This is a genomic window from Cupriavidus sp. 01L46, assembly GCF_056399905.1.
On the sequence record NZ_JBFTSF010000110.1, the window covers coordinates 1 to 23,168 of the forward strand.

Genomic DNA, 23,168 nt, shown 5'->3' on the forward strand with positions numbered 1-23,168 from the left:
GTGCAAGACGCCTGGCAATAATAGCGCAACTCAGCGCTCACGGTTACTCGTTGCCATGCGCGAATTGGGCAGCATTACAACGTTCGAAGCGTCGCGCTATCTCGATATTTATGATCCGCGTCCGCGCGTCTATGAATTGCGGCGTCACTACGGCTATCGCATCGTGACTATCATGCGCGCCGAGTTAACCGAGAGCGGCAATTTGCATCGTGTTGGTGTGTATGTGCTCAGGGGGCGCGCATGAACGCGCCGTTGTCCAAAATTGGCGTTTTGCGCCATGCGCTCGCGGGGTCGCTTAAGGCTCTCACGCGGCACAAGCAATTCATTCTTTATCAACTCGCGCCGATGGCAAACGGGCGGCTCGATAAAATTCCAATCAGTCCGCACACGCTGCAACCCTCGAACGCGCACGATTCCGCCAATTGGCTTGACCCGGAGACAGCGTGTTCGCTGGCCGAGAGTATGGGTAGCGGATGGGGCGTGGGCTTCGTTCTGACTGCCGATGACGATCTGTGGTGCCACGATATTGACGGCGCGCTACAGGACGGCAATACATGGTCCCCATTGGCGAACGACCTGTGTGGGCGATTTCCCGGCGCGGCTATCGAAGTATCCGTTAGCGGGCGCGGCCTCCATATTTGGGGGAGTGGCCCTGTACCTGCACACACCACGAAGGATACTGAGCATCACATCGAACTATATACCGAAGGGCACTTCATCGCGCTTTCCGGGACGAACGCCATAGGCGACGCGAGCACGCGGCATGACGCAGCGATTGCTGCTCTTGTCGCGCAGCATTTTCCGCCCAAAGAATACGATGCTGTCCCGTTCGAATGGACTGCAACCCCTTGTGTCGGATGGGCTGGCGGGGTGGACGATTCAGAGGTGATCGATAAGGCTCTTACGCACGTTAAATCCAAGAGCGCCGCAGAAGCGTTCGGCGGCGCGGTGCGCGCATCATTCCGTGACTTGTGGGAGCGCAACGAAGCGGTACTGTCCAACGTGTGGCCCGGAGCCGAAGGCAAACCATTTGATGCGAGCAGTGCCGATTACGCTCTGGCCAAAGAACTCGCCTACTGGACGGGAAGAGACTGCGAGCGAATTGAGCGTCTTATGCGCCGGTCTGCCTTGGTGCGGGAAAAATGGGACAAGCATCGAACGTATCTCCGACGAACCATCACTGATGCGTGTGCGGAACAGACGCGTTTTATCGGAGATAGCGCGACCTCAAACGTGGTGACTGACTACCGCGCGCCGCATGGCTTCGTTGTTACGGATGGTGGCGTTCTTTATAACGGCGACGATGGCGACCCGGCGTGGATTTGCTCAACGTTGCTCGTTACCGCTCTGGCGCGCGATAAGGCATCCGATAACTGGGGCCGTGTGCTCGAATGGCGCGATGCTGACGGGCTGCCGCACCAATGGGTGATGCCGATGGAAATGCTCAAGGGCGACGGCGCGGACATGCGCGGCGAATTGGCCCGCCTTGGGTTGCGGATCGCGCCGGGCAATAAGGCCCGAAACAAGCTAACTGAATACATCACCGTCGCTCAACCTGACGCACGTGCACGCTGCGTAACGCGAACAGGTTGGCATGATGGCGTGTTTGTAATGCCGGATCGGACCATTGGCAATTCTGCGGAACGTGTGTTGTTTCAGACGGAGATTGCTAACCGGACCTATGCGCAGGCGGGCACGCTGGACGACTGGAAAAACACCGTCGCGCGCTTCTGTGTCGGCAATAGCCGGTTGCTACTGGCTGTGTCGTCCGCGTTTGCCGGGATGCTACTACACCTGTCCGGACAGGAGTCGGGCGGGCTGCACTTCGTTGGCGATAGCTCGACGGGTAAAACAACAGCATTGCGCGCCGCCTGTAGCGTGATCGGAGGCCCCGATTATCTGCAACGCTGGCGAGCCACTTCAAACGGTCTGGAAGGCCTGGCAGCGGTGCATAACGATTCGCTGCTAGTACTCGATGAGATGGCACAGGTTGACCCGCGAGAGGCTGGAGAGATCGCCTACATGCTAGCCAACGGCAGCGGCAAGCAACGTGCAGCGCGAACGGGGGCGGCGCGTAATCGCCAGTCGTGGCGGCTGCTATTCCTGTCGTCTGGCGAGATCGGACTTTCACAGCACATGCATGAAGGCGGAAAGCGCGTGCGAGCGGGACAAGAGGTGCGCCTGGTCGATATTCCCGCTGATGCTGGCGCGGGGCACGGCCTATTTGAKACGTTGCACGGTATGACAGGCGGGGCGCAATTGTCACAGGGCATCGTGGCCGGGACTGAGGCCGCGTACGGCGCAGCCGCCATCGCGTTTCTCGAACGCGCGACCACCAATCTGCCGTCACTTCCCGGTTGGCTCAGGCATGAGACGGCGGTGTTTCTGCGCAATCACTTACCGAACGATGCGAGCGGGCAGGCTACTCGTGTTTGCMAACGCTTCGCTCTTATCGGGCTGGCTGGCGAGTGCGCGACGGCGTACAGCGTAACGGGTTGGCCACAAGGTGCCGCGTTGAACGCGGCGGCACATTGCTTCAAGACATGGCTCGACAATCGCGGCGGCGGGGGCAATCAGGAACAAGGCGCGATTCTGGCCCACGTGAAAGCGTTTTTCGAGTCACACGAGGAGAGTCGGTTTACTTCGTTGTCGCCAATCGAACCCCTAGAAGGAACCCCCGTTGTGCTCGCGAGCCACGGTCGCTCGACAATCAACCGGGCAGGGTTCAAGCGCGCCAGTGCAGGTGGCGGCGTCGAGTATCTGGTGCTGCCAGAAGTGTTTAAGCGGGAAATCTGTGTCGGGTATGAACCCAAGACCGTAACGAAGGTGTTGATTGCAGCCGGATGGATCAAACCTGACGGTAACGGATGGGCGCAGCGCTCTGAACGTATCCCCGGAAAAGGCAAATCACGGGTGTATGTGTTCACTGCGAAATTGTGGGAGGGCTGACGATGGTTCTCCCACTATGCAAAAAACACCTGTTCCACCTGTTCCATTCCCCCGCAATCCCTTTACTAGCAAGGCTTTGTGCGGAACAGGCGGAGTGCTTCACCCGGAACAGGTGGAACAGGTGGCTGTTCCGCTCCAAAACAACATCTGTTCCGCGCAAAGCCTTTGCTGGCAAGGGTTTGCAGGATATGGAACAGGTGGGACGGTTGGAACAGTGGAAGAACAGTGGAACGGGCGGCTGCTCCGTGCCGCTAGATGGGTCCGAAATTGCGGACGGCATGATTGCGGCTATGTTGGAACCCCATGGTTACCCCCTGTTCTGTCGAACACCATGATTGCAACTAGGTTGGAAAATTATGAACGACACGAAGATTATCAAAGCAGAGATTGCCGGTCACATTGCCAGCCAAGGTTCGGCGCTAGTCGGCTTCAATCACGAGAGCGTGTGGCAGACGGACGACCGCGAATGGTTTGCAGCTAATCCCACGCGCGGCTATCGGCTTCGCAAAGCGCGCCAGGGCGAGCCTGTCGTTGGAGGTCCCTTCGTATTGGTCAAGCGTGTGACTGATTGTGTTCGTGCCAGGCTGGGCCTCGACATCATTGGCGCATCGGGCGATGAAATGACGCTACTGTGCGGGCGTGATCCGCTCGCAGATACTGTACTAGTGATGATTGCTGAAGCGGTCCGCGCACGCATCAAACTGCCATTGAGCAGCGTCATTGCCCAAGCGCGTGTGCTGCACTCGATGACGGGGCATTAACCTATTGCCCCGTCGATGTTGGGAGGTCTTTTGACGCGCATACCTGATGATGGCCGCGCACAAGACAATAGTTGTCGCTCGGGGCCGGCCTACAGTCCCTTGAACAATTCCTCAACTGAGATTTGTAGTCCAGCGGCAAGGCGCTCTATGGCATCCAAAGATAGATTCGACGTTCCACGCTCGATGCGGCTCATATAGCTGCGAGCAAACCCACAGGTAGCGGCGAAGTCCTCCTGCGAAATACCGGCTTCGCGCCGAAGTCGCTTGACCTGATTACCGAACGTTTTTCTAAGCTTGCTCACGCACGACAATTTGGCCTGATGTACACTCTTTGACCACGCTCCAATCGTGACATTTTCGCGGGCGTTAGCCCGGTGCACGCGCCGGAACCGAGTAGCAAAGAGGGACAACCATGGCACTTGGCTTAGTAAAAATTCTTGCTGGGGACTTCCACAACGCTCAGGTTGCAAACAAAGCTGTCGGGCCGATGTTTCGCAAACGCTTTGTTCCCGCGCTTATCGTGCGCACGAGCGCATGGCGGCGCGTGAAACTCGGTTTCGAAGACATAGAAAACGTCAATACGCTTTCGCAGGAAAATGCGAAATCGCTTATGGGTGCGGCGGGATGGGGATTGCTGGGTGATGCTGTGCTTGGACCAGTCGGATCAAGCCTATCGCAACCGCGCCGACCGCGTTGGGTGGTTGGATCGTTCTGGAAGATTGGAACTGTGAGGGTCTCCTGCATCAATGGCACCATTACAGCGTCACGCGTGCAGACGGGATGGTGGTTTCCAGCGGGTGCTATTACCTGTCCGAAGATAAGCAAAAAATTGTTGCGCGCGAAGGCTCGACACTTACCCCCATCGTCTGGCCTGCCGGCAATTTCCGTCTGGTCTCGCCGGAGTTTCAGCGCAAGCTGGAGTCGCCCAGCGTGCGGCGCGATCAGCAAGCGCCGCAGGCAGCGGCACCGGAGCAGCGGAAAGACGACGCGGACATCATTGATGTTGTGCGGAAAGGCGAGCGCTTCTTCATCATGACAACCGTCAAGGCATCGAGTGGGATGGACCTATGTTTTGCCGTGGGTCAGGACGGCACGGCTCTTGGTAAAGTACCCTATACGCGCGGTGCTGGTTACACCCTCCACACAGCGAGCGGTTCCGAAATTCACATTCCGTATGACGCGGGCGGTAAGGTTCAACGTCAGAATGTGAGGGCGGCTCTCAATGAGCGTTGCCGAGGGGGAAGCGGCGACGACCCTGAGACCGAAACAGCATGTAAGTTCCGTGATCTGCTCGATGCGTCGCACTGAAGGCCGACGTTTGTCCTGTGGATAAGTAGGGCAGTCCGGAGATAGTGAGTGCTGTCGTGAGTGTTATCGCATGTGTGTAAGTGACTGCTCTATGCCTGTGAAGGCTTTGCGGGCGATTTACACAGAATGATCGAATGTGACCGTAGTCCGGGCTGTCTCAGCCTGAACCGAAACCCCGGCGACGCAAAGGTCGCCGGGGTTTTTTTTCATCCCGTCGTATCAGGAGATACTACCCGGCAAGTGTGCAGCCAGGTCGACATAAAAAAAAGACCGAATAGGACACATAAGGAAAATGCTCTCCGCACTTGCAGAAATGTCCGATTGATTTTGGTGCTGTATCGCGCATAAGTAGGGAGGCGCCAAACGCCTATCAATCAATCCATGGGAGAACGTATGCACAACGTGAAGCAGTTGACCGCAACTTGGGAGGCCAAACCATGATGCGCAGAGTTGCGTGTGTGGGCGACAGGCTTTCACCAGATGGCGTCATCCTCCCGTATGACGGGCCAGTTTTCACCATTGGCGACGGTGCCGGCCACCAGGTAGCGCTTATCGGTGGGCAAGCCTACTGCGAAGCCTGCAAGACCACCGGCATCCTTGCAAAGGCTGGCGGACCGAGCCGTATTAGCTTCATGGGCGAGACGGCGGCTGATGGCGATATCGTGCTCTGCAAGTGCCCGACACATCCGAGCATTATCGCCACTCTCGCCGGCGAGACTTGGTGCGACGACGAAGCCGAGAGTGCTGGAGTGGCAAGCGTGCAGGAAGTTATCGCGGGCACAACTGATTTCCCAGTGGCGCCCTTCTTGGCCTCTAATCCCCGTTACGACCAACAGGTGCAACTTCTGGACGAAAACTCCGGCCAACCCCTGGCACGCCGGCGCTACCGCCTGACAGGCGATGGCGGATCGATCGAGGCGCGAACAGACGACAGCGGTATGACCGAGCGCATTTCGAGCGATACCGCAGCGACCATGACGCTGGAAATATTTGGGGAGGATGCCTGATGCAACCAATCAAGACGATACAAATTCCATTGACTCCGATTGAGAAGCGCGCGCCTGTGAAGGTCTATCTGCTGCGGCCTCGCGGGACTCTGTATTGGGGTGGGGCCGGACTAGATGGCGACTACGTGCGGCCACAACTCGAGGCGTTCCGGAGGGCAGGGATTGCCCACTGCTTTGCAGGCATCACAAACTCGGCGACTATCGATCTTCCCAAGGACTATGAGTTCGTAGGCACGCTGATCGATGCCATCCGATCCGGCCTAGCCATCCGCTCGCGCGATAACGGGGAATGGACAATTACGAGTGGCATGGCAGCAGAGGCATCCCAATTCAATCTGATCGGCTATAGCTATGGCTCCCTCCTGGCCGCTCAGACTGCATGGTCTTATGCCCGGGCCGGGCACGTGATTGACCATCTAGTACTGGTGGGTTCACCCATCGAGGCCGGGTTTCTAGCGGATCTGCGTAGCCACAAAAGTATTCGCAAGACCACCGTGATCAATCTGACCGAACATGGAGATCCAATCTACGCGGGGATGCCGTGGGCCGAGCTTGCTGTGGCGGCTCCGCTGCTGGGCAAGCAAATGATCGCAGGCAAAGGAGAAGGGCATTTTTACTATGCGCATGTGGTGCCAGACAGTCTGCGCCGTTGGGCCGCCTTGGCGCAGCAAGTGGCCGCCGAGGGGCTCAGATGATACAAACTAGGAGCAGGGTTGGGAGTGCGGTGGATTGCATCGCCATTGGCCTTGCGCTCTTGGGTTTGGCCTTTGCAGTCTTTACCTTTCTCACTCCTATCACTCGCGCGCAGGTCACTACCGGCTCATTGGTTGTTGTTACTGCTGTTGTGCTTGCAACTGCGTGTCTGCTGACGCTGATTGGCTTGATTCTGGTACTGCTAGCGCTCATGCGGCGCTCTCCTGACCGATGGCGAAGCCTTGCGGCCTATTGCGTCGGGCTTGCGTTGTTCGTGGGGGCATTTGTGCTAGCTGGTTCCTGGGTTGGGCATCACCTACCCCCACGGCAGACTAGCGCTGCCGCCATAGTCGGCAATCTCGATGTAAGTGCTTAGCCATCTTTCCACAGGCCGACGGCGCGCCGTTCGGGCCTGAGTGGCTGCACCATGCGCTCATGGGCGGCTGGGCCGACCATCGCGAATGCCACGTTGGCGGCGACTTCCTGTTGATCTACTGGCTGGATAGTGCCGGCACTGGAGGGCAAGATATTTTGCGCCTAATGACGTACATTTCGGGGTGTTTGAATGTGCGGAAACAGCCAAAATTATGCAAAAAGCCACCAAAGAGCTACAAAAACGACCGGAAATCAATGAGGAATCGAAGTGGCAGGCTAAAAGGCGCGACCAGCGAGCCAAACAAAAAGCCCGGCATTGACCTGGCCGGGCTTTTTGTCGGATGCGTTACGTGCTGCTGTCCAGCCTGCGTGCTTTGGGGCGGGGCAGGCCGATCCCGTTCCGGGGATGATCCCCCCGCATCCTGTCGTGGCCACCTCAAGCTCTACCGGCTGGTGCGGCCGCGCACCGAATCTTCAGGCGTGATCCTGGATATTGGTGGCTTGTTTGCCCTTGGGGCCCTGGATGATTTCGAAGGATACGCGCTGACCCTCTTTCAGGGTCTTGAAGCCATTCATCTGGATGGCCGAAAAGTGCGCAAACAGTTCTTCTTCGCCGTCGTCCGGCTTGATGAACCCAAAGCCCTTGGCGTCATTGAACCATTTGACGATACCGCTTGCCATAAACTCCCCCAACAAAAAAAGCAGGATACGAGCGGGGGAAAGCGCCGCGGCCAGTGGGTGCCCGGCTAGTGTTCTTCCGCGCTGCCCGGACGGAACCGGGTCGGGCGCAAAGGCACGACTGTGCGGGCACCGCGTGGCGGCCAGTTTGATGTGCTGACTCGCCGCCGCTGGATTCGTGGGCCTCCCTGCTCACGGATCACTCAGTCCGGACTATTGCTTGGCTCGCGTAACCAGACGTGAATGTGCGAACGATTCTTCTGTCAAACCTGCGCACTGTCAAGTTGGCAGATTCCMCACTCCTGGTAGGGTGTGGCGGGAAAGGAACGGCTGTAGATGGTATTTTGGAGGGAAAGGGTGCACCGCAAAGGCGTGCGCCTTCCCGTTCAAGTGACCCACGAGTGAACCCGGATGCCTTCGGCGTCCACGGAATCTGGATGGCCGCTGCATCGGCCTCTTGAATCCGGTGTCTTTTCCCCAAATTGCAGAGTTGTGCGTAAGGGTTAGAATAAAGCCATGGCTACACGGCTGGCAAATGTCCCACAACGCGAAGCAGGCACCGTACTGGAGCGGAAAGAGCAGGCGCTCAAACCACCCGCCATGTACAAGGTGTTGCTGCTGAATGACGACTTCACCCCGATGGAGTTCGTCGTGATGATCCTGCAGCAGTATTTCAGCAGGGACCGGGAGACGGCAACGCAGATCATGTTGACCGTCCACCGGGAGGGTAAGGGGGTCTGCGGCATCTATACCAGGGATATCGCGGCAACGAAGGTCGAGCTGGTGTCAACCCACGCACGGCAGGCGGGTCATCCGTTGCAGTGCGTGATGGAGGAAGCATGATTGCGCAAGAATTGGAAGTCAGCCTGCACATGGCGTTTGTTGAAGCCCGGCAGGCACGCCACGAGTTTATAACCGTGGAGCACCTGCTACTGGCGTTGCTTGACAACCCCACGGCAGCGGAAGTCTTGCGCGCCTGCGCAGCCAATATTGAGGATTTGCGCACCAGTCTGAAGAACTTCATCGCGGACAACACACCCGTGGTGCCTGGTACCGACGAGGTGGATACCCAGCCTACGCTGGGCTTCCAGCGCGTCATCCAGCGCGCCATCATGCATGTCCAGTCCACTTCCAACGGCAAGAAGGAAGTGACCGGGGCCAATGTCCTGGTGGCGATCTTTGGCGAGAAGGACTCGCACGCGGTGTACTACCTCCAGCAGCAGGGCGTGACCCGGCTGGATGTGGTCAACTTCATCAGCCATGGCATCCGCAAGGACCAGGCCGAGCCCGCCAAGCACGGCGACGGCACGGCCGAGGGCGAAGGCGGTGATGGCAAGGAGAGCCCGCTCGAGCAGTTCACCCAGAACCTGAACACGCTGGCCAAGGCCGGCAAGATCGATCCGCTGATTGGCCGCGAGAGCGAAGTCGAGCGGGTGGTCCAGGTGCTGTGCCGCCGGCGCAAGAACAACCCGCTGCTGGTGGGCGAGGCGGGTGTCGGCAAGACCGCGATCGCCGAAGGCCTGGCCTGGCGCATCACCAAGAACGAAGTGCCCGACATCCTTGAAAAGGCGGTCGTGTACTCGCTCGACATGGGCGCACTGCTGGCCGGCACCAAGTACCGAGGGGACTTCGAGCAGCGCCTCAAGGGCGTGCTCAAGTCGCTCAAGGACAATCCGAACGCGATCCTGTTCATCGACGAGATCCACACGCTGATCGGCGCGGGCGCCGCTTCGGGCGGGACGCTGGACGCCAGCAACTTGCTCAAGCCGGYATTGTCGTCGGGCCAGCTCAAGTGCATCGGCGCGACCACCTTCACCGAATACCGGGGCATCTTCGAGAAAGACGCGGCCCTGTCGCGCCGTTTCCAGAAGATCGACGTGGTGGAGCCCTCGGTCGACCAGACCGTGCAGATCCTGCGTGGCCTGAAGTCGCGCTTCGAAGAGCACCATGGTGTCAAGTACGCGGCAGCGGCGCTGACTGCGGCGGCCGAGTTGTCGGCGCGCTTCATCACCGACCGCCACCTGCCGGACAAGGCCATCGATGTGATCGATGAGGCCGGTGCAGCCCAGCGCATCCTGCCCAAGTCCAAGCAGAAGAAGACCATCGGCAAGGGCGAGATCGAGGACATCGTTTCGCGCATCGCGCGCATCCCGCCGCAGAGCGTCAACCAGGATGACCGCAGCAAGCTGCAGACCCTGGATCGCGATCTGAAATCGGTGGTGTTCGGCCAGGAGCCGGCCATCGAGGCGCTGGCTTCGGCCATCAAGATGTCGCGCGCTGGCCTTGGCAAGACGGACAAGCCGATCGGTTCCTTCCTGTTCTCCGGCCCGACCGGGGTGGGCAAGACCGAAGTGGCCAAGCAGCTTGCCTTCATCATGGGCATCGAGCTGCTGCGCTTCGACATGTCCGAATACATGGAACGCCATGCGGTGAGCCGGCTGATCGGCGCGCCGCCGGGATACGTGGGCTTTGACCAGGGCGGCCTGCTGACCGAGGCCGTCACCAAGAAGCCGCACTGCGTGCTGCTGCTGGACGAAATCGAGAAGGCGCATCCGGATATCTTCAATATCCTGCTGCAGGTGATGGATCATGGCGCGCTGACCGACAACAATGGCCGCCGCGCCGACTTCCGCAACGTGATCATCATCATGACCACCAACGCGGGAGCGGAAACCATGAACCGCGCCACCATCGGCTTCACGTCTTCGCGCGAGCAGGGCGACGAGATGGTCGACATCAAGCGCATGTTCACGCCGGAGTTCCGTAACCGGCTGGATGCCATCATCAGCTTCCGTTCACTCGACGAGGAGATCATCCTCCGCGTGGTGGACAAGTTCCTGATGCAGCTTGAGGAGCAGCTTCACGAGAAGAAGGTGGAAGCCAGCTTCAGCGACCACCTGCGCAAGTTCCTTGCCAAGAAGGGTTTCGACCCGCTGATGGGCGCGCGGCCGATGCAGCGCCTGATCCAGGACCTGATCCGCAAGGCGCTGGCTGACGAACTCTTGTTCGGCAAGCTGGTGTCCGGTGGCCGGGTGGTGGTGGATCTCGACGAGCAGGACCAGATCAAGCTGGATTTTGCCGAGGCTGCCGCGGAACCGCCGGAAGCACCGGAAAACGAGAAAGCGGAAGTCTAGGACGAAGCGCGAAGGGCAGGCAGAGCGGACCTTGCCTGCAATTCGTGCTATCCTCGGGCAAAATACAGGGCGGCAGCGATGCCGCCCTTTTTGTTTTGGCCGGGTGCGGCTGCGGACCGCAGCTGTGTGCCCGCCATCCGTCTGAGTGCCTGATGTCCCAATCCCAACGCTCGCGGCTGCGCCGCCTGCTGCTCAAATCGTTGCCATTTGGCGCGATGCCCCTGATTCCCGTGCCTGGCCTGGCTGCCCTGGGTGGCGATGCCACGACAGGCGCGTCCGGCCGTCCGATCGCCATGGTGTTGCCGTTCCCTCCGGGAGGCAGCGTCGATATCGTCGCACGCCAGTTGCAGCCCGGCCTGAAGAGCGGGCTCGGCCAGACGGTGGTGATCGACAACAAGCCCGGCGCCGGTGGCCTGGTTGCTTCGAGTACCGTGGCCCGGGCTAAGCCCGACGGCAGCACGCTGTTGATGGCGTTCGACACCCATGCCATCAACCCGTTTGCTTACAAGAACCTGCCCTACGATACCTTCCGCGACTTCACGCCGATCTCGCAACTGGTGCGCTTTCCGCTGGTGATCGCGGCCAACCCGTCGTTGCCCGCGTCCAACGTGAAGGAGCTGGTCGCCATGGCGCGGCTGAAGCCGGAGAGCGTCCGCTACGCGTCTTCCGGCATCGGCAGCCTTAACCAGCTCGCCGCCGAGGCGCTGGCGACCGAGGCCGGCGTGCGCTTTCTCCACGTGCCGTACAAAGGTGGCGGCCCGGCGGTGCAGGCGGTTCTGTCCAATGAAGTCGACGTATTTTTCTCCAGTTATGCGGCGGTGCAGGCGCATGTGGCTGCCAAGACGATCAAGCTGCTTGGCGTGACCGGCACAAGCCGCCTGCGCCAGTTCCCGCAGCTGCCAACCGTGGCCGAGCAAGGCTATCGCGGTTTCGAAGCCTATTCATGGATCGGCGTGTTTGGCCCGGCCGGGTTGCCGGAGCCGACCGTGGCGCGCCTGCACGATGCCCTGGTTCAGTCGTTGCGGCAGCAGCGCGTGATGGATGCGCTGGCCATGCAGGGCTTCGAGATCGTGGGCGGCAGCCCCGCCGAGCTGGCCAGCCTGGTGCGCCACGAGCACGACAAATGGCAGGCAGTGGCGCGCAAGGCCAATATCCAGTTCGACTGAAGCGAGAGGGTGCGATGACGATGGAACCGCTAGACCACGCCGTGATGGTGTGTCCCGATCTTGACGCCGCGGCGCAAGCCTGGCGCGGGTTTGGCTTCACGCTGACGCCGCGCGGTTACCACACGCTCGGCTCGCAGAATCATTGCGTCATGCTGGCGCGCGACTATCTTGAGCTGCTGCATGTCACCGCGCCCAGCCCGACGCGGCAGTATTACTGGGATGCACAGGAGGCCGGGGGCGGCTGCGCGGGGCTGTCCTGCAAGAGCAGCGATACCTTCACCGACGCGGCACAGCTGCGCGGCGGCGGCTGGCACACTTCGGACCCGATCGAGTTCTCGCGGCCGGTGCGGCTGGACGATGGCACGGAGCACCCCGCGACCTTCCGCGTCGCCGCGATCGACGATGCGCCGGGCGCGCGCTACTTCATCTGCGAGCACCGCACGCCGGAGCTGCTGTGGCGTCCGGAATGGACCACGCATGCCAACGGCGCCATGGGCATCGCTACGATGTTCCTGGTGGTGGCGCCATCCCTGGTCGAGGCTGCCGGGCGTGCCTACGCCGAACTGACCGGCGGCGAGATGACGCAACTGAGTGATCACATCTGCAGCCTGGCGCTGGATGGCGCCACGCTGGTGGTGACCACGCCGCAGGCGCTTGCCGCCGCGACCGGCACCGAGCATGTGCGCCGCGCCGTGCCGGGGTACGCCGCCATCCGGCTGCGCACCAGCGACCTGGCCGCAGCTCGCCGCGGCTGGCGCGAGGCGTGCGTCGGGGCGCTCGACCTGGGGCCCGATGAGAGCCTGATTCCTGCCGCTCTGGCCGGCGGCGTGGCGCTGCTGTTCGAGCAGGCGCGCTAACGCCGTATCGTCAAGCGCGCCGTCTTTCCCGCTTAGCTGCCGCTCTTGGCGTGATGCACGCCGGTTGAGCCGAAGCCGCCCGCGCCCCGCACGGTGTCTTCGGAGAACACTTCCACGGTCTTGAACACGGGCCGCAGCACCGGCACGAACATCATCTGCGCGATGCGCTCGCCCGGCTGGATCACGATCGGCTCGGTGCCGGGCGCATTGCGGTTCCACACGCTCACCATGATCGGGCCCTGGTAGTCGGCGTCGATCACGCCGATCGAGTTGCCCAGCACCAGCCCTTTCTTGTGGCCCAGGCCCGAGCGCGGCGCGATGGTGGCCGCCATGTAGGGGTTGCCCATGTGCACGGAGATGCCGGCAGGCACCAGTTGCGCCGGGCTGCCCGGCTCGATGGTGAGCGCGGCGTCCAGGCAGGCGTGCAGGTCGATCGCCGCCGCCATATCGCTCTGGTAAGCCGGCAGGCCCCATTCATGCAGGCGTGCGTCAAGCACCTTGATTTCGACGGTGGGGTTGGCTTCGAATGTCATGGCTGGTCGGTCCCGGGAAAACTAAAACGTTGGCAACCTGAGATGATAGCCGAGCTTGGTCGCCCCCCAGCCGCCCTTAGCTGCCCTTAGTGGCCMGACAGGTCGAACGCCTGCGCCAGCAGCTCGTAGGTGCGCAGCCGCGCCGCGTAGCTGGCGGCCACGCTCAGCACCACCAGCTCGTCGGCGAGGAAGCGCTCGCGCAGGGCCAGCATGCGCTGCGCCACCTGTTCGGGCGTGCCGCAGATGGTGCGCGGGCGCTCGCGCTCGACGATCAGCCGGTCGCGCTCGCTGAGCTCGTGCTGCGCGGCCTGCGCGAGCGAGGGGATCGGCGCGTTGACGCCATAGGCCATCTGCAGCCGGCGCAGGTCCACGGCGCGCTCCAGCTCCGCCGCCTCGGTCTCGGTGTCGGCACAGATCACGAAGATCGCCGCCGCGCTATAAGGCCGCTCGTCATAGCCTGCCTCGAAATCGCGGCGGTACTGCTGGGCGACGGCGTGGCCCGCATGCGGATTGATGAAGTGGGCAAAGGCAAAGCGCAGCCCCAGGCGTGCCGCCAAGGCGCCGCCGAAGTCGCTCGATCCCAGCACCCACAGCTCCGGCCGCGTATCGATCTCGGGCTGCAGCACCACGCCCTCGGCGATATGGCCGGGCGGCATCTCGCCACGGAACAGCCAGGACAGGTCCCGCACTTGCTCCTCGAACTGGTCGCCCCGGTTGTACTGGCCCATGGCCACCGCCTGCGCGGTCCGCATGTCGCCGCCCGGCGCACGCCCCACACCAAGATCGATGCGGCCCGGGAACAGGCCCTCCAGCATGCGGAACTGCTCCGCCACCTTGAAGGGGCTGTAGTAAGGCAGCATGACGCCGCCCGAGCCCAGCCGGATGCGCTTGGTGACGCTGCCCAGGCGCGCCAGCATGACTTCCGGCGCCGGATTGCACACGCCGCGCAGCCCGTGGTGCTCGGCGCACCAGTAGCGGGTGTAGCCCAGCGCGTCGGCGGCCTGCGCCAGTTCCACGGTGGCGGCCAGCGCATCGCGCGCGTTGTGGCCGGCGATGACCGGGCTCTGGTCGAGCACCGAGAGGCGCAGTTTGGGTTTGCTTGCGGACATGTTCAGGGCCGGGGCCGGGTGATGTTCGGGGGCTGGGCGCGCCGATTCAACGGCGCGCGGGCAGGCGCTGGGCGATGGCCGCGACCAGGTCGCGCGCCAGCGTCAGCTTGTCGGCGCGCGGCAGSCGGGTCATGCCKYSSGCATCGAACAGCACGATCTCGTTGTCGTCCATGCCGAAAGTGTGGTGGCCGATATTGCCCACCAGCAGGGGCACGTTCTTGCGCTGGCGCTTTTGCTCGCCATATTGCTCGAGCTTTTCGCTCTCGGCGGCAAAGCCCACGCAATAGGGCGCGTTCGGCTTTGCGGCCACGGCGGCAAGGATGTCGGGGTTCTGCACAAAGTGCAGTGTCGGCGTGTCGCTATCGTTGGCCTTCTTCAGCTTCTGGCTGGCGACTTCGGCGGGACGCCAGTCGGCCACCGCCGCGACCGCAATAAACACATCGGCGCCTGGCAGGCTCGCCATCACCGCATCGTGCATCTGCTGCGCGCTTTCCACGTCGGTGCGGGCTACGCCGCGCGGCGTGGGCTGGCCCGTCGGGCCGGCCACCAGCACCACGTCGGCGCCGGCCTCGCGGGCCGCGCGCGCGATCGCAAAGCCCATCTTGCCAGAGGAACGGTTGGTAATGCCGCGCACCGGGTCGATGGCTTCAAAGGTGGGCCCGGCCGTGATGACTACGCGCCGCCCGGCCAGCGGCTTGGGTTGGAAGAACGCGATGATGTCGGCAAGCAGTTCCGATGGCTCCAGCATGCGGCCGTCGCCGACTTCGCCGCACGCCTGATCGCCGCTGCCGGGGCCCAGCAGGGTCACGCCATCCTTGCGCAACTGGGCGGCGTTGCGCTGGGTGGCGGGGGCCTGCCACATCTGCAGGTTCATGGCCGGTGCCACCAGCAACGGACAGTTGCGGGCGATGCACAGGGTGGTCAGCAGGTCGTCGCACAGGCCGTGCGTCAGCTTGGCGAGGAAATCGGTAGAGGCGGGCGCGACCAGGATGGCGTCGGCTTCGCGCGAGAGATCGATATGGGCCATGTTGTTGCCCACGCGCGCGTCCCATTGGGAGGTGAAGACCGTGCGACCGGAGAGTGCCTGCATGGTCACCGGCGTGATGAACTGGGTGGCGCCTTCGGTCATGACCACCTGCACGGTGGCGCCGGCCTTGGTTAGCAGGCGGACCAGCTCGGCTGATTTATAGCAGGCGATGCCGCCGGTCAGGCCAAGGACGAGATGCTTGCCTCGCAGATCCATGGATATGCTCTTCGCTTGAAGTGGTTGTCCGGTTGTCCGGTTGTCCGGTTGTCCGGTTGCCGCGGCAGGCGGCAGCGCTTGCCGCCCCCGCGCCGGAGAAACGTCAATCATACCGGCTTGCCCGCGCGCGCGTTGGCGGCGCTGCCGGCGCGCCGTGCGCGCCGCCATCCGGCCAGTCAGGCAGCACCATGAAAAACGCCCGCATGACGCGGGCGCGGTCGGAACGTTGGTGTGGCCTCAGTGCCGGCGGACGCGGCGCAGTTCATCCACGATCAGCAGCACAGCGCCCACCGTGATGGCGCAGTCAGCCACGTTGAAGGCTGGCCAATGGTAGTTGCGCACGTAGAAGTCGAGGAAGTCGACGACATGGCCGTACACCACGCGGTCCACCACATTGCCAATGGCGCCGCCAAGGATCAGCGAGATCGCGAAGCAAAACAGGCGTTGCCCGGTATGGCGGTACAGCATCCAGACGATGAACAGCCCCACCACCACGCCAAGGCCGGTGAAGAACCAGCGCTGCCAGCCGCCGGCATCCGCCAGGAAGCTGAAGGCGGCGCCCTTGTTATAGACCAGCACCAGGTTGAAGAAGCGCGTTACCGGACGGGATTCGCCGTAGGCGAAGGTCCGCACGATGACGATCTTGAAAAACTGGTCCAGCATGATCACCAGCAGGGCGAACGCCATCCACAGTAGCGGGGTGGTGTTGCTGCCCTTGGTGCCCTTGCTGCTGGCGCGTTTGGTGCCGCGCGCGGTGCGCGTGGTGGTGGCGGCCATCAGGCGTGGCTCCTGTGTTCACCGGCGCCGAACAGGTTGCTGTCACAGCGGCCGCAAAGGGTGGGGTGGGCCGGGTCGCGGCCGACGTCGGCTCGGTAGTGCCAGCAGCGCTCGCACTTGGCGTGCACCGACGGCGTCACGGTGACCAGCAGGTCGCCGCCTTCCGGCGCTGGGGCCACCTTGGCAGCGGAAGTCAGCAGCACGAAGCGCAGGTCGTCGGACAGGCTCTGCAGCGCGGCCAGCACCGGGCCACCGGCCTGGATGGTGACTTCGGCTTGCAGCGAGGAACCGATCTCGCCGTCCACGCGCACCGCTTCGAGCTGCTTGGTGACTTCGGCGCGGGCTTCGCGGATCACGTGCCACTTCTGCAGCAGGTCGTCGGCCTGGTCGATCGCCGGCACGTCGTAGTAGGTGCTGGTGAAGATGGTGTCGGTGTGCTCCGTGCCATGGCCGAAGATCTGCCAGGCCTCTTCAGCGGTGAACGACAGGAACGGTGCCATCCAGTGCAGCATCGCCTGGGTGATGTGGTACACGGCGTTCTGCGCGGCGCGGCGTTCCTTCGAGTTGGCCGCGGTGGTGTAGAGGCGGTCCTTCAGCACGTCCAGGTAGAAGCCGCCCAGGTCTTCCGAGCAGAAGGTCTGCAGCTTGGCGACCACCGGGTGGAACTCGTAGCCGTCGTAGTGCGACAGGATTTCCTGTTGCAGGCGCCCGGTCAGGGCCACCGCGTAGCGGTCGATTTCCAGCCATTCCGACGCCGGCAGCGCGTGCTGCGCGTGGTCGTAGTCGGCCAGGTTGGCCAGCAGGAAGCGCAGCGTGTTGCGGATGCGGCGATAGCCTTCCACCACGCGCTTCAGGATCTCGTCGGAGATCGACAGCTCGCCGGAGTAATCGGTCGAGGCCACCMACAGGCGGATGATCTCGGCGCCCATCTTGTTCGACACGTCCTGCGGCGACACCGTGTTGCCGACCGACTTCGACATCTTGCGGCCTTCGCCGTCCACCGTGAAGCCGTGGGTCAGCAGCGCCTTGTAGGGCGGCTTGCCATACAGCATCGAGGCAGTCAGCAGCGACGAATGGAACCAGCCGCGGTGCTGGTCCGAGCCTTCCAGGTACAGGTCAGCCAGACGGCCGTCGGGCAGGTCGGCCGATGCGTCGTACAGGTCTTCGCGGTGGGAGCCACGGATCACCGTCCAGTGCGTGGTGCCTGAGTCGAACCACACGTCGAGCGTGTCGCGGTTCTTCTCGTACATGGCGGCTTCTTCTCCCAGCAGTTCCTTGGGGTCGAGCGTCTGCCAGGCCTCGATGCCGTGCACTTCCACGCGCTTGGCGATTGCCTCCAGCAGCTCCGGCGTGCGCGGGTGCAGTGCGCCGGTTTCCTTGTGCAGGAAGAAGGCCATCGGCACGCCCCACTGGCGCTGGCGCGACAGGGTCCAGTCGGGCCGGTTGGCGATCATGTTGTGCAGGCGCTGCTTGCCCCACGCCGGGTAGAACTCGGTTGCCTCGATGCCGGCGAGCGCGGTTTCGCGCAGGGTCGGGCCGTTGGTGCCGTCTTCATTGACCGGATCCACGTCCATGCCCGCGAACCACTGCGAGGTGGCGCGGTAGATGATCGGCGTCTTGTGGCGCCAGCAGTGCATATAGCTGTGGGTGTACTTGTGCGAATTGAACAGGTTGCCCGAGGCCTTCAGCACTTCGACGATCTTGGGGTTGGCGTCCCAGATCTTCTCGCCGCCGAACAGCGGCAGCGTGCTGGCGTAGACGCCGTCGCCCATGACCGGGCTGATKATGTCCCTGTCGTTCATGCCGTGCGCCTTGCACGACTGGAAATCCTCCACGCCGTAGGCCGGCGCCGAGTGCACGATGCCGGTGCCCGTATCGGTAGTGACGTAGTCGCCCAGGTAGATCGGCGACAGGCGGTCGTAGCCCGCGTCCATCTTGGACAGCGGGTGGTGGAAGCGGATCTCCGACAGCGCTGCGCCGGTGGTGGTGGCCAGCACCGTGCCTTCCAGTTCATAGACCTTGAGCTGCTCTTCGACGCGCTCGGTGGCCAGGATCAGGAAGCCGCGCGTGGTATCGACCAGCGCGTATTCGACTTCCGGGTGCATGTTCAGCGCCTGGTTGGACGGGATGGTCCAGGGCGTGGTGGTCCAGATCACGACCCAGCCCGGCTTGGCGGCGAGCTGCTCGGCCGGCAGCTTGAAGGCATGGGCCAGCTTGTCGGTTTCGGCGAAGGGGAAGCCCACGTCGATGGACAGATCGGTCTTGTCCTTGTACTCGACCTCGGCCTCGGCCAGCGCCGAGCCGCAGTCGAAGCACCAGTTCACCGGCTTCAGGCCGCGGAACACATAGCCCTTCTCCATGATCTTGCTCAGCGCGCGCAGCTCGTCGGCTTCGTTGCTGTAGTTCATGGTCAGGTAGGGATGTTCCCAGTCACCCAGCACGCCTAGGCGCTCGAAGTCCAGCTTCTGGCGGGCGATCTGCTCGGTGGCGTAGGTACGGGCGCGCGATTGCACTTCCTGCACCGGCAGGCCTTTGCCGAACTGCTTTTCGATCTGGATCTCGATCGGCATGCCGTGGCAGTCCCAGCCCGGCACATAAACGGCATCCAGCCCGGTCAGGCCGCGCGCCTTGACGATCATGTCCTTGAGGACCTTGTTGACCGCATGGCCGATGTGGATGTCACCGTTGGCGTACGGGGGGCCATCGTGCAGGATGAACTTCTTGGCGCCCTTGCGAGCGGCCCGGATCTTCTTGTAGAGCTGCTTGTCCTGCCATTGCTTGACCCACAGCGGCTCGCGCTTGGGCAGGTCGCCGCGCATCGGGAACGGGGTCTCGAGCAGGTTGACCGGGTACTTGCTTTTTTCGGGCTTGGCGCGTTTGTCGTTGGACATGTCGATTCTCGGGGCAATTCGGTTGGCGCGCGGCACTAGCTCGGCTGGGTGCGGGCGCGCGGTACAGCGTGGACCGGCTGCGGAGGGTGCCGCGGGCTGGCTTCGGGTTGGGGTAGCGACCCGGGTCCCGCCGCGCGGGAACGGGGCGCTAGCTAATTCGGTCGGTGGCGGAGGTGGCGAAGTCGCGGCTGCCCGCGGCCGGGGGCGTGCCCTCGGGCGAGCCCGGCACGGTCAGGCCGAAGAAGGCGCGCGCGTCCGCGCTGTCCTTGGCAATGGCGGCGGTCAGCGCCTCCAGGCCATCGAAACGGGCTTCGTCGCGCAGCTTCTTCATGAACTCGACCCGCACCAGCTTGCCGTAGACGTTCTGACTGAAGTCGAACAGGTGCACTTCCAGCAGCACCCGGCCGGCATCTTCGATGGTCGGGCGCACGCCGATGCTGGCCACACCCGGTATGGCGTGCTCTGCCAGCCCGTGCACCTGCACCACGAAGATGCCGTTGACCGCCGGCCGCTTGTGGGAAATACGCAGGTTGATGGTGGGAAAGCCCAGGTCGCGACCGAGCTTGCGGCCGTGGACAACGTGCCCGCTGATGGCATAGCCATGGCCAAGCAGGCGGCGCGCGTGTTCGAGATCACCATCGCCGAGCGCCTGCCGCACGGCGGAGCTGGAGATGCGCACGCCGCCTTCGGAGACCGAGCCCATCTGCTCCACGTCGAAGCCGAACTGGACGCCGGCTTGTTGCAGATAGGCGAAATCGCCGGCGCGCCTGGCACCAAAGCGGAAGTCGTCGCCGACCAGCAGCCAGCGCGTGTGCAGGCCATGCCAGAGTACGTTTTCGACGAATGCTTGCGGGGACTGCGCCGCGAAGTGTGCGTTGAAGTGCTCAACGACAACACGGTCGACACCGTTGCGGCGCAGGCTTTCCAGCTTGTCGCGCAGCAGCGCAATGCGCGTTGGCGCCTTTTCCGGCGTGAAGAATTCGCGCGGATGCGGCTCGAATGTCATCACGCATAGCGGCAGCCCGCGTGCATCCGCTGCAGCGCGCGCGCGGGCGAGCAGGGACTGGTGGCCGCGGTGCACACCGTCAAAATTGCCGATGGTGAGGGCGCAGGGCGCCCGGCTTTCGGCGTTGGGCAGGCCACGGAAGACTTTCACGAGGACGGCAACAGGCGTTTGGGTAAAGCGAGCATTATAAGGCGAATGGTGGACAAGTTTGGCCTGGCGGCGGTGGCCGGCATGCCCGGACTGGCGTTTTTGTGCACGGATCGACTCATTGTCATGGCGTTGTGCTCCAAAAGGCGGCATGATACGGCGGATCGCACTCGCTGCCCCCAGCCCTCCCTTGAACGCGCTGCTAAACCGAATCCTGCCGCCGCCAGGGCCTCCGCTCGATACCGAAACGCGGGCCAAGCTGCTGGCGACCATCCATCGCGTCTCCCCCACCGCCATCGTCGCCTCGGTGGTGCTTCCGGCATTGACCGCGATCGCCTTCTGGTCGGCCGCCGATCACAGTGCCCTGGTGGGCTGGTGCGGCGTCATGCTGGTGCTGACCGCGGCCACCAGCTGGTTCTACTTCGGCTACCTGCGCGATTGCGCCACCATGAGCCGCTCGGCACACACGCGCAAATGGTGGGCCAATATGCGCGCGATGGCCTTCCTGACCGGCCTGACCTGGGGCAGCTCCGCGCTGCTGCATCTCTATACCGGCTCCACCGTTTTTTCCAGCGTGCTGTACCTGCTGGCGCTTGGCGTGCTGGCGGGCGGCGTTACCGCGCAGTCGCCGGTGCCATCCAACCTGGTCTACGCCGGCATCCCGATCCTGGTACCCAATATCCTGCTGGCCGAGTACGCCTTCCCGGGCCATGGCACCTATGTGCAATTGCTGCTGGTGGTCTACGCCATCATGCTCACGCGCCATGCGCTGAACCTGCAGCGCACGCTGGTGCGGGCCATCCAGCTGGAAAGCGACAGCCGCAGGCTGGCCAAGCAATTCCAGGAGGAGAAGGAGAGGGCGCTGCATGCCAGCGAGGAAAAGTCGCGCTTCCTKGCCGCCGCCAGCCATGACCTTCGCCAGCCGGTGCATGCGCTGGTGATGCTGGTGGAGGCGCTGCGCGCCCGCAACAAGTCATCCTCGCTCCATCCGCTGGTGGAGCAGGTGGCCGCCGGCACCCAGACCATCGACCTGCTGTTCCGCTCGCTGCTGGACCTGTCCAAGCTCGAGGGCCGCAAAGTGCTGCCCACGCTGGAGCCGTGCGAGCTCAGCCATCTGATCAGCGAGGTCATGAGCCAGTTCGCCGCCGACGCGCGAGAAAGCGGCCTGACCTTGACCCCGCGCGTGCCCGAAGAGCTGTACGCCATGGCCGAGCCGGTGCTGCTGCGCCGCGCGCTGTTCAATCTTGTGCAGAATGCCCTGCGCTATACCCGGCGCGGCGGCGTGCTGGTGACCGCGCGCGAGCGCCGCAAGCATATCCGCGTGGAGGTGTGGGACACCGGAGCAGGGATTACGCCCGAGCATCTGCCGGACATCTTCTCGCCGTATTACCAGGTGCACAACCCGCAGCGCGACCCGTCCCAGGGCCTGGGACTCGGGCTGGCGATCTTCAAGGAATGCGTACGGCTGATGCGCGGCACCTACGGCGTGCGCTCCGTGCCGGGCCGGGGATCGGTGTTCTGGTTCTCGCTGGCGCCGGTGGCGGCCGAGACCGTGGCAACCATCCGTACCGTGCGGGCCAACGCGCAGGCCGAGGATGCCAAGCCCGACCACCTGCGTGGCACCGTGCTGGTGGTCGACGACGACACCCAGATCCGCAAGGCATGGATTGCGCTAATGGAGGCGTGGGGCATCCAGGTAGCCTGCGCCGCGCACGGCGCGGATGCCGACCGCCTGTTCCTCCAGGGACTCAAGCCGGACATCATCTTCTGCGACCTGCGCCTGCCTGGCAGCGAAAACGGACTGGACCTGCTTGAACGCTGGCAGAACACGCAGCCGCAGGCGCGCAGCGCGCTCTTGTCGGGCGACCTGAAATCCGCCGCGCTGGCAGCGGCCGAGGAGGCAGGCTACTTCGTGCTGCCCAAGCCGGTCGACCCGGCTGCATTGAGACTGTTGCTGCGGCGCTGGCTGCGGCCCGCCTGAGCGGCGAAGGCATAAAAAATGGGCCGGCGCATGACGCGCAGGCCCATTTTTTATTTGCCGCCTGCCCAGTCAGCGTGAGCCGCAGGCGTCGCCGGTGCGCGTTACTGGCGCAGGCGGAATCGCTCCATGCGCGACATGACCTGCATGCGGGTGCGCACGCCGAGCCGCTGCAGGATGGCCGAGACGTGTTCCTTGACGGTGTTTTCCGTCAGGCCCAGCCGGCGCGCGATGACCTTGTTGGGCAGGCCTTCCAGCACCAGCGCCAGCACCGAGCCCTGGCGCGGGGTCAGGCCCAGTTCCGCCGGCGTGACCGGAATACCGTGCGCCGGCCCGAAGGATTGAGCACGGCCGCTGAGCGCTTCGTCCGACGGGAAGGAGGTGTCGCCGGCCAGCACCTTGCGCACGGCGGCGGTGAATGCGTTGGCGTCCAGGTGCTTGCCGACGAAGCCACAGGCCGCGAGCGCGCGCGCGCGGCCCACGATCTCAGGCGTAGCCTCGGCCGACATAAAAATAAAGCGAGCGGAAGGTACCAGTGTCTTGAGCGCCTGCATGG

The 23,168-nt window shown here is 63.3% G+C and carries 20 protein-coding genes and 1 pseudogene; 12 read left to right on the top strand and 9 right to left on the bottom strand.

The features are described from left to right. The 3 genes from AC1DS3_RS20055 to AC1DS3_RS20065 all read left to right on the top strand — a co-directional run. On the top strand, positions 1 to 244 hold a 244-nt coding region (locus tag AC1DS3_RS20055; RefSeq protein WP_477127800.1), incomplete at its 5' end, for a helix-turn-helix domain-containing protein. After that, the gene (locus tag AC1DS3_RS20060; protein WP_477127801.1) at positions 241 to 2,949 is read left to right on the top strand and encodes a phage NrS-1 polymerase family protein; all 2,709 of its coding nucleotides are present in this window, start codon (positions 241 to 243) and stop codon (positions 2,947 to 2,949) included. The genes AC1DS3_RS20055 and AC1DS3_RS20060, both read left to right, overlap by 4 nt. Positions 2,950 to 3,305: 356 nt before the next feature. Then, positions 3,306 to 3,710, top strand: a complete 405-nt coding sequence (locus AC1DS3_RS20065) for a hypothetical protein (RefSeq protein ID WP_477127802.1) — start codon at positions 3,306 to 3,308, stop codon at positions 3,708 to 3,710. An 89-nt stretch (positions 3,711 to 3,799) separates the two neighbouring features. Here AC1DS3_RS20065 and AC1DS3_RS20070 read toward each other — a convergent pair whose 3' ends face one another. Continuing rightward, entirely contained in the window at positions 3,800 to 4,129 is a 330-nt protein-coding gene (locus AC1DS3_RS20070) for a helix-turn-helix domain-containing protein (protein WP_477127808.1), read from the bottom strand. A gap of 361 nt (positions 4,130 to 4,490) precedes the next feature. Here AC1DS3_RS20070 and AC1DS3_RS20075 point away from each other — a divergent pair, with 361 nt between their 5' ends. From AC1DS3_RS20075 to AC1DS3_RS20090, 4 genes and pseudogenes are all read left to right on the top strand, one after another. After that, positions 4,491 to 5,018, top strand: coding sequence for a hypothetical protein (locus AC1DS3_RS20075; protein ID WP_477127803.1), 528 nt, complete (start codon positions 4,491 to 4,493; stop codon positions 5,016 to 5,018). 437 nt (positions 5,019 to 5,455) lie between these two features. Continuing rightward, on the top strand, positions 5,456 to 6,025 hold the full coding sequence (locus AC1DS3_RS20080) for a PAAR domain-containing protein (protein WP_441636573.1): 570 nt from the start codon (positions 5,456 to 5,458) through the stop codon (positions 6,023 to 6,025). Continuing rightward, complete coding sequence (locus AC1DS3_RS20085; protein WP_441636575.1) at positions 6,025 to 6,720, top strand: hypothetical protein; 696 nt, start codon at positions 6,025 to 6,027, stop codon at positions 6,718 to 6,720. The genes AC1DS3_RS20080 and AC1DS3_RS20085 overlap by 1 nt, the downstream gene beginning before the upstream one ends. Positions 6,721 to 7,096: 376 nt before the next feature. Then, positions 7,097 to 7,255: pseudogene (locus AC1DS3_RS20090) on the top strand (type II toxin-antitoxin system mRNA interferase toxin, RelE/StbE family); the annotation flags it as partial. Positions 7,256 to 7,567: 312 nt separating this feature from the next. On the opposite strand, the gene AC1DS3_RS20095 reads toward AC1DS3_RS20090, so the two are convergent. Further along, the gene (locus AC1DS3_RS20095; protein ID WP_006157526.1) at positions 7,568 to 7,774 is read right to left on the bottom strand and encodes a cold-shock protein; all 207 of its coding nucleotides are present in this window, start codon (positions 7,772 to 7,774) and stop codon (positions 7,568 to 7,570) included. A gap of 513 nt (positions 7,775 to 8,287) precedes the next feature. Here AC1DS3_RS20095 and clpS point away from each other — a divergent pair. The 4 genes from clpS to AC1DS3_RS20115 all read left to right on the top strand — a co-directional run bounded on the left by clpS (position 8,288) and on the right by AC1DS3_RS20115 (position 12,928). Beyond that, positions 8,288 to 8,614 carry an ATP-dependent Clp protease adapter ClpS gene (gene clpS, locus AC1DS3_RS20100; protein WP_006157525.1) on the top strand — a complete coding sequence of 109 codons (327 nt, stop codon included), beginning with the start codon at positions 8,288 to 8,290 and terminating at the stop codon, positions 8,612 to 8,614. Next, entirely contained in the window at positions 8,611 to 10,905 is a 2,295-nt protein-coding gene (gene clpA / locus AC1DS3_RS20105; RefSeq protein WP_477127804.1) for an ATP-dependent Clp protease ATP-binding subunit ClpA, read from the top strand. Before clpS ends, clpA begins: the two co-directional genes overlap by 4 nt. A 152-nt stretch (positions 10,906 to 11,057) precedes the next feature. Then, the gene (locus tag AC1DS3_RS20110) at positions 11,058 to 12,071 is read left to right on the top strand and encodes a Bug family tripartite tricarboxylate transporter substrate binding protein (RefSeq protein ID WP_441636578.1); all 1,014 of its coding nucleotides are present in this window, start codon (positions 11,058 to 11,060) and stop codon (positions 12,069 to 12,071) included. Between the two features lie 14 nt (positions 12,072 to 12,085). Beyond that, positions 12,086 to 12,928 (top strand): VOC family protein, encoded by an 843-nt coding sequence (locus AC1DS3_RS20115; RefSeq protein ID WP_441636580.1) that lies wholly within the window; start codon positions 12,086 to 12,088, stop codon positions 12,926 to 12,928. Between the two features lie 32 nt (positions 12,929 to 12,960). Here the strand turns inward: AC1DS3_RS20115 and dut are convergent, their stop codons facing one another. The 6 genes from dut to AC1DS3_RS20145 form a co-directional block, all read right to left on the bottom strand. Then, the gene (gene dut / locus AC1DS3_RS20120) at positions 12,961 to 13,461 is read right to left on the bottom strand and encodes a dUTP diphosphatase (protein WP_441636582.1); all 501 of its coding nucleotides are present in this window, start codon (positions 13,459 to 13,461) and stop codon (positions 12,961 to 12,963) included. Positions 13,462 to 13,547: 86 nt separating this feature from the next. Further along, positions 13,548 to 14,570: an LLM class flavin-dependent oxidoreductase gene (locus AC1DS3_RS20125; RefSeq protein WP_441636584.1), complete on the bottom strand. Its 1,023-nt coding sequence runs from the start codon at positions 14,568 to 14,570 to the stop codon at positions 13,548 to 13,550. Between the two features lie 46 nt (positions 14,571 to 14,616). Further along, the gene (gene coaBC, locus AC1DS3_RS20130; RefSeq protein WP_477127805.1) at positions 14,617 to 15,813 is read right to left on the bottom strand and encodes a bifunctional phosphopantothenoylcysteine decarboxylase/phosphopantothenate--cysteine ligase CoaBC; all 1,197 of its coding nucleotides are present in this window, start codon (positions 15,811 to 15,813) and stop codon (positions 14,617 to 14,619) included. A gap of 237 nt (positions 15,814 to 16,050) precedes the next feature. Beyond that, a complete protein-coding gene (gene lspA / locus AC1DS3_RS20135) occupies positions 16,051 to 16,590 on the bottom strand; it encodes a signal peptidase II (protein WP_441636588.1) in 540 nt (179 codons plus the stop codon). After that, complete coding sequence (gene ileS / locus AC1DS3_RS20140; protein ID WP_477127806.1) at positions 16,590 to 19,481, bottom strand: isoleucine--tRNA ligase; 2,892 nt, start codon at positions 19,479 to 19,481, stop codon at positions 16,590 to 16,592. The genes lspA and ileS overlap by 1 nt, the downstream gene beginning before the upstream one ends. A gap of 148 nt (positions 19,482 to 19,629) precedes the next feature. Further along, complete coding sequence (locus AC1DS3_RS20145) at positions 19,630 to 20,637, bottom strand: bifunctional riboflavin kinase/FAD synthetase (RefSeq protein WP_441636592.1); 1,008 nt, start codon at positions 20,635 to 20,637, stop codon at positions 19,630 to 19,632. Between the two features lie 148 nt (positions 20,638 to 20,785). On the opposite strand from AC1DS3_RS20145, the gene AC1DS3_RS20150 reads away from it, so the two are divergent. Further along, positions 20,786 to 22,615, top strand: a complete 1,830-nt coding sequence (locus tag AC1DS3_RS20150; RefSeq protein ID WP_441636594.1) for a hybrid sensor histidine kinase/response regulator — start codon at positions 20,786 to 20,788, stop codon at positions 22,613 to 22,615. Between the two features lie 101 nt (positions 22,616 to 22,716). On the opposite strand, the gene AC1DS3_RS20155 is transcribed toward AC1DS3_RS20150, so the two are convergent. Continuing rightward, positions 22,717 to 23,168: LuxR C-terminal-related transcriptional regulator (locus AC1DS3_RS20155; protein WP_477127807.1), on the bottom strand; the 452-nt coding region annotated here is incomplete at its 5' end.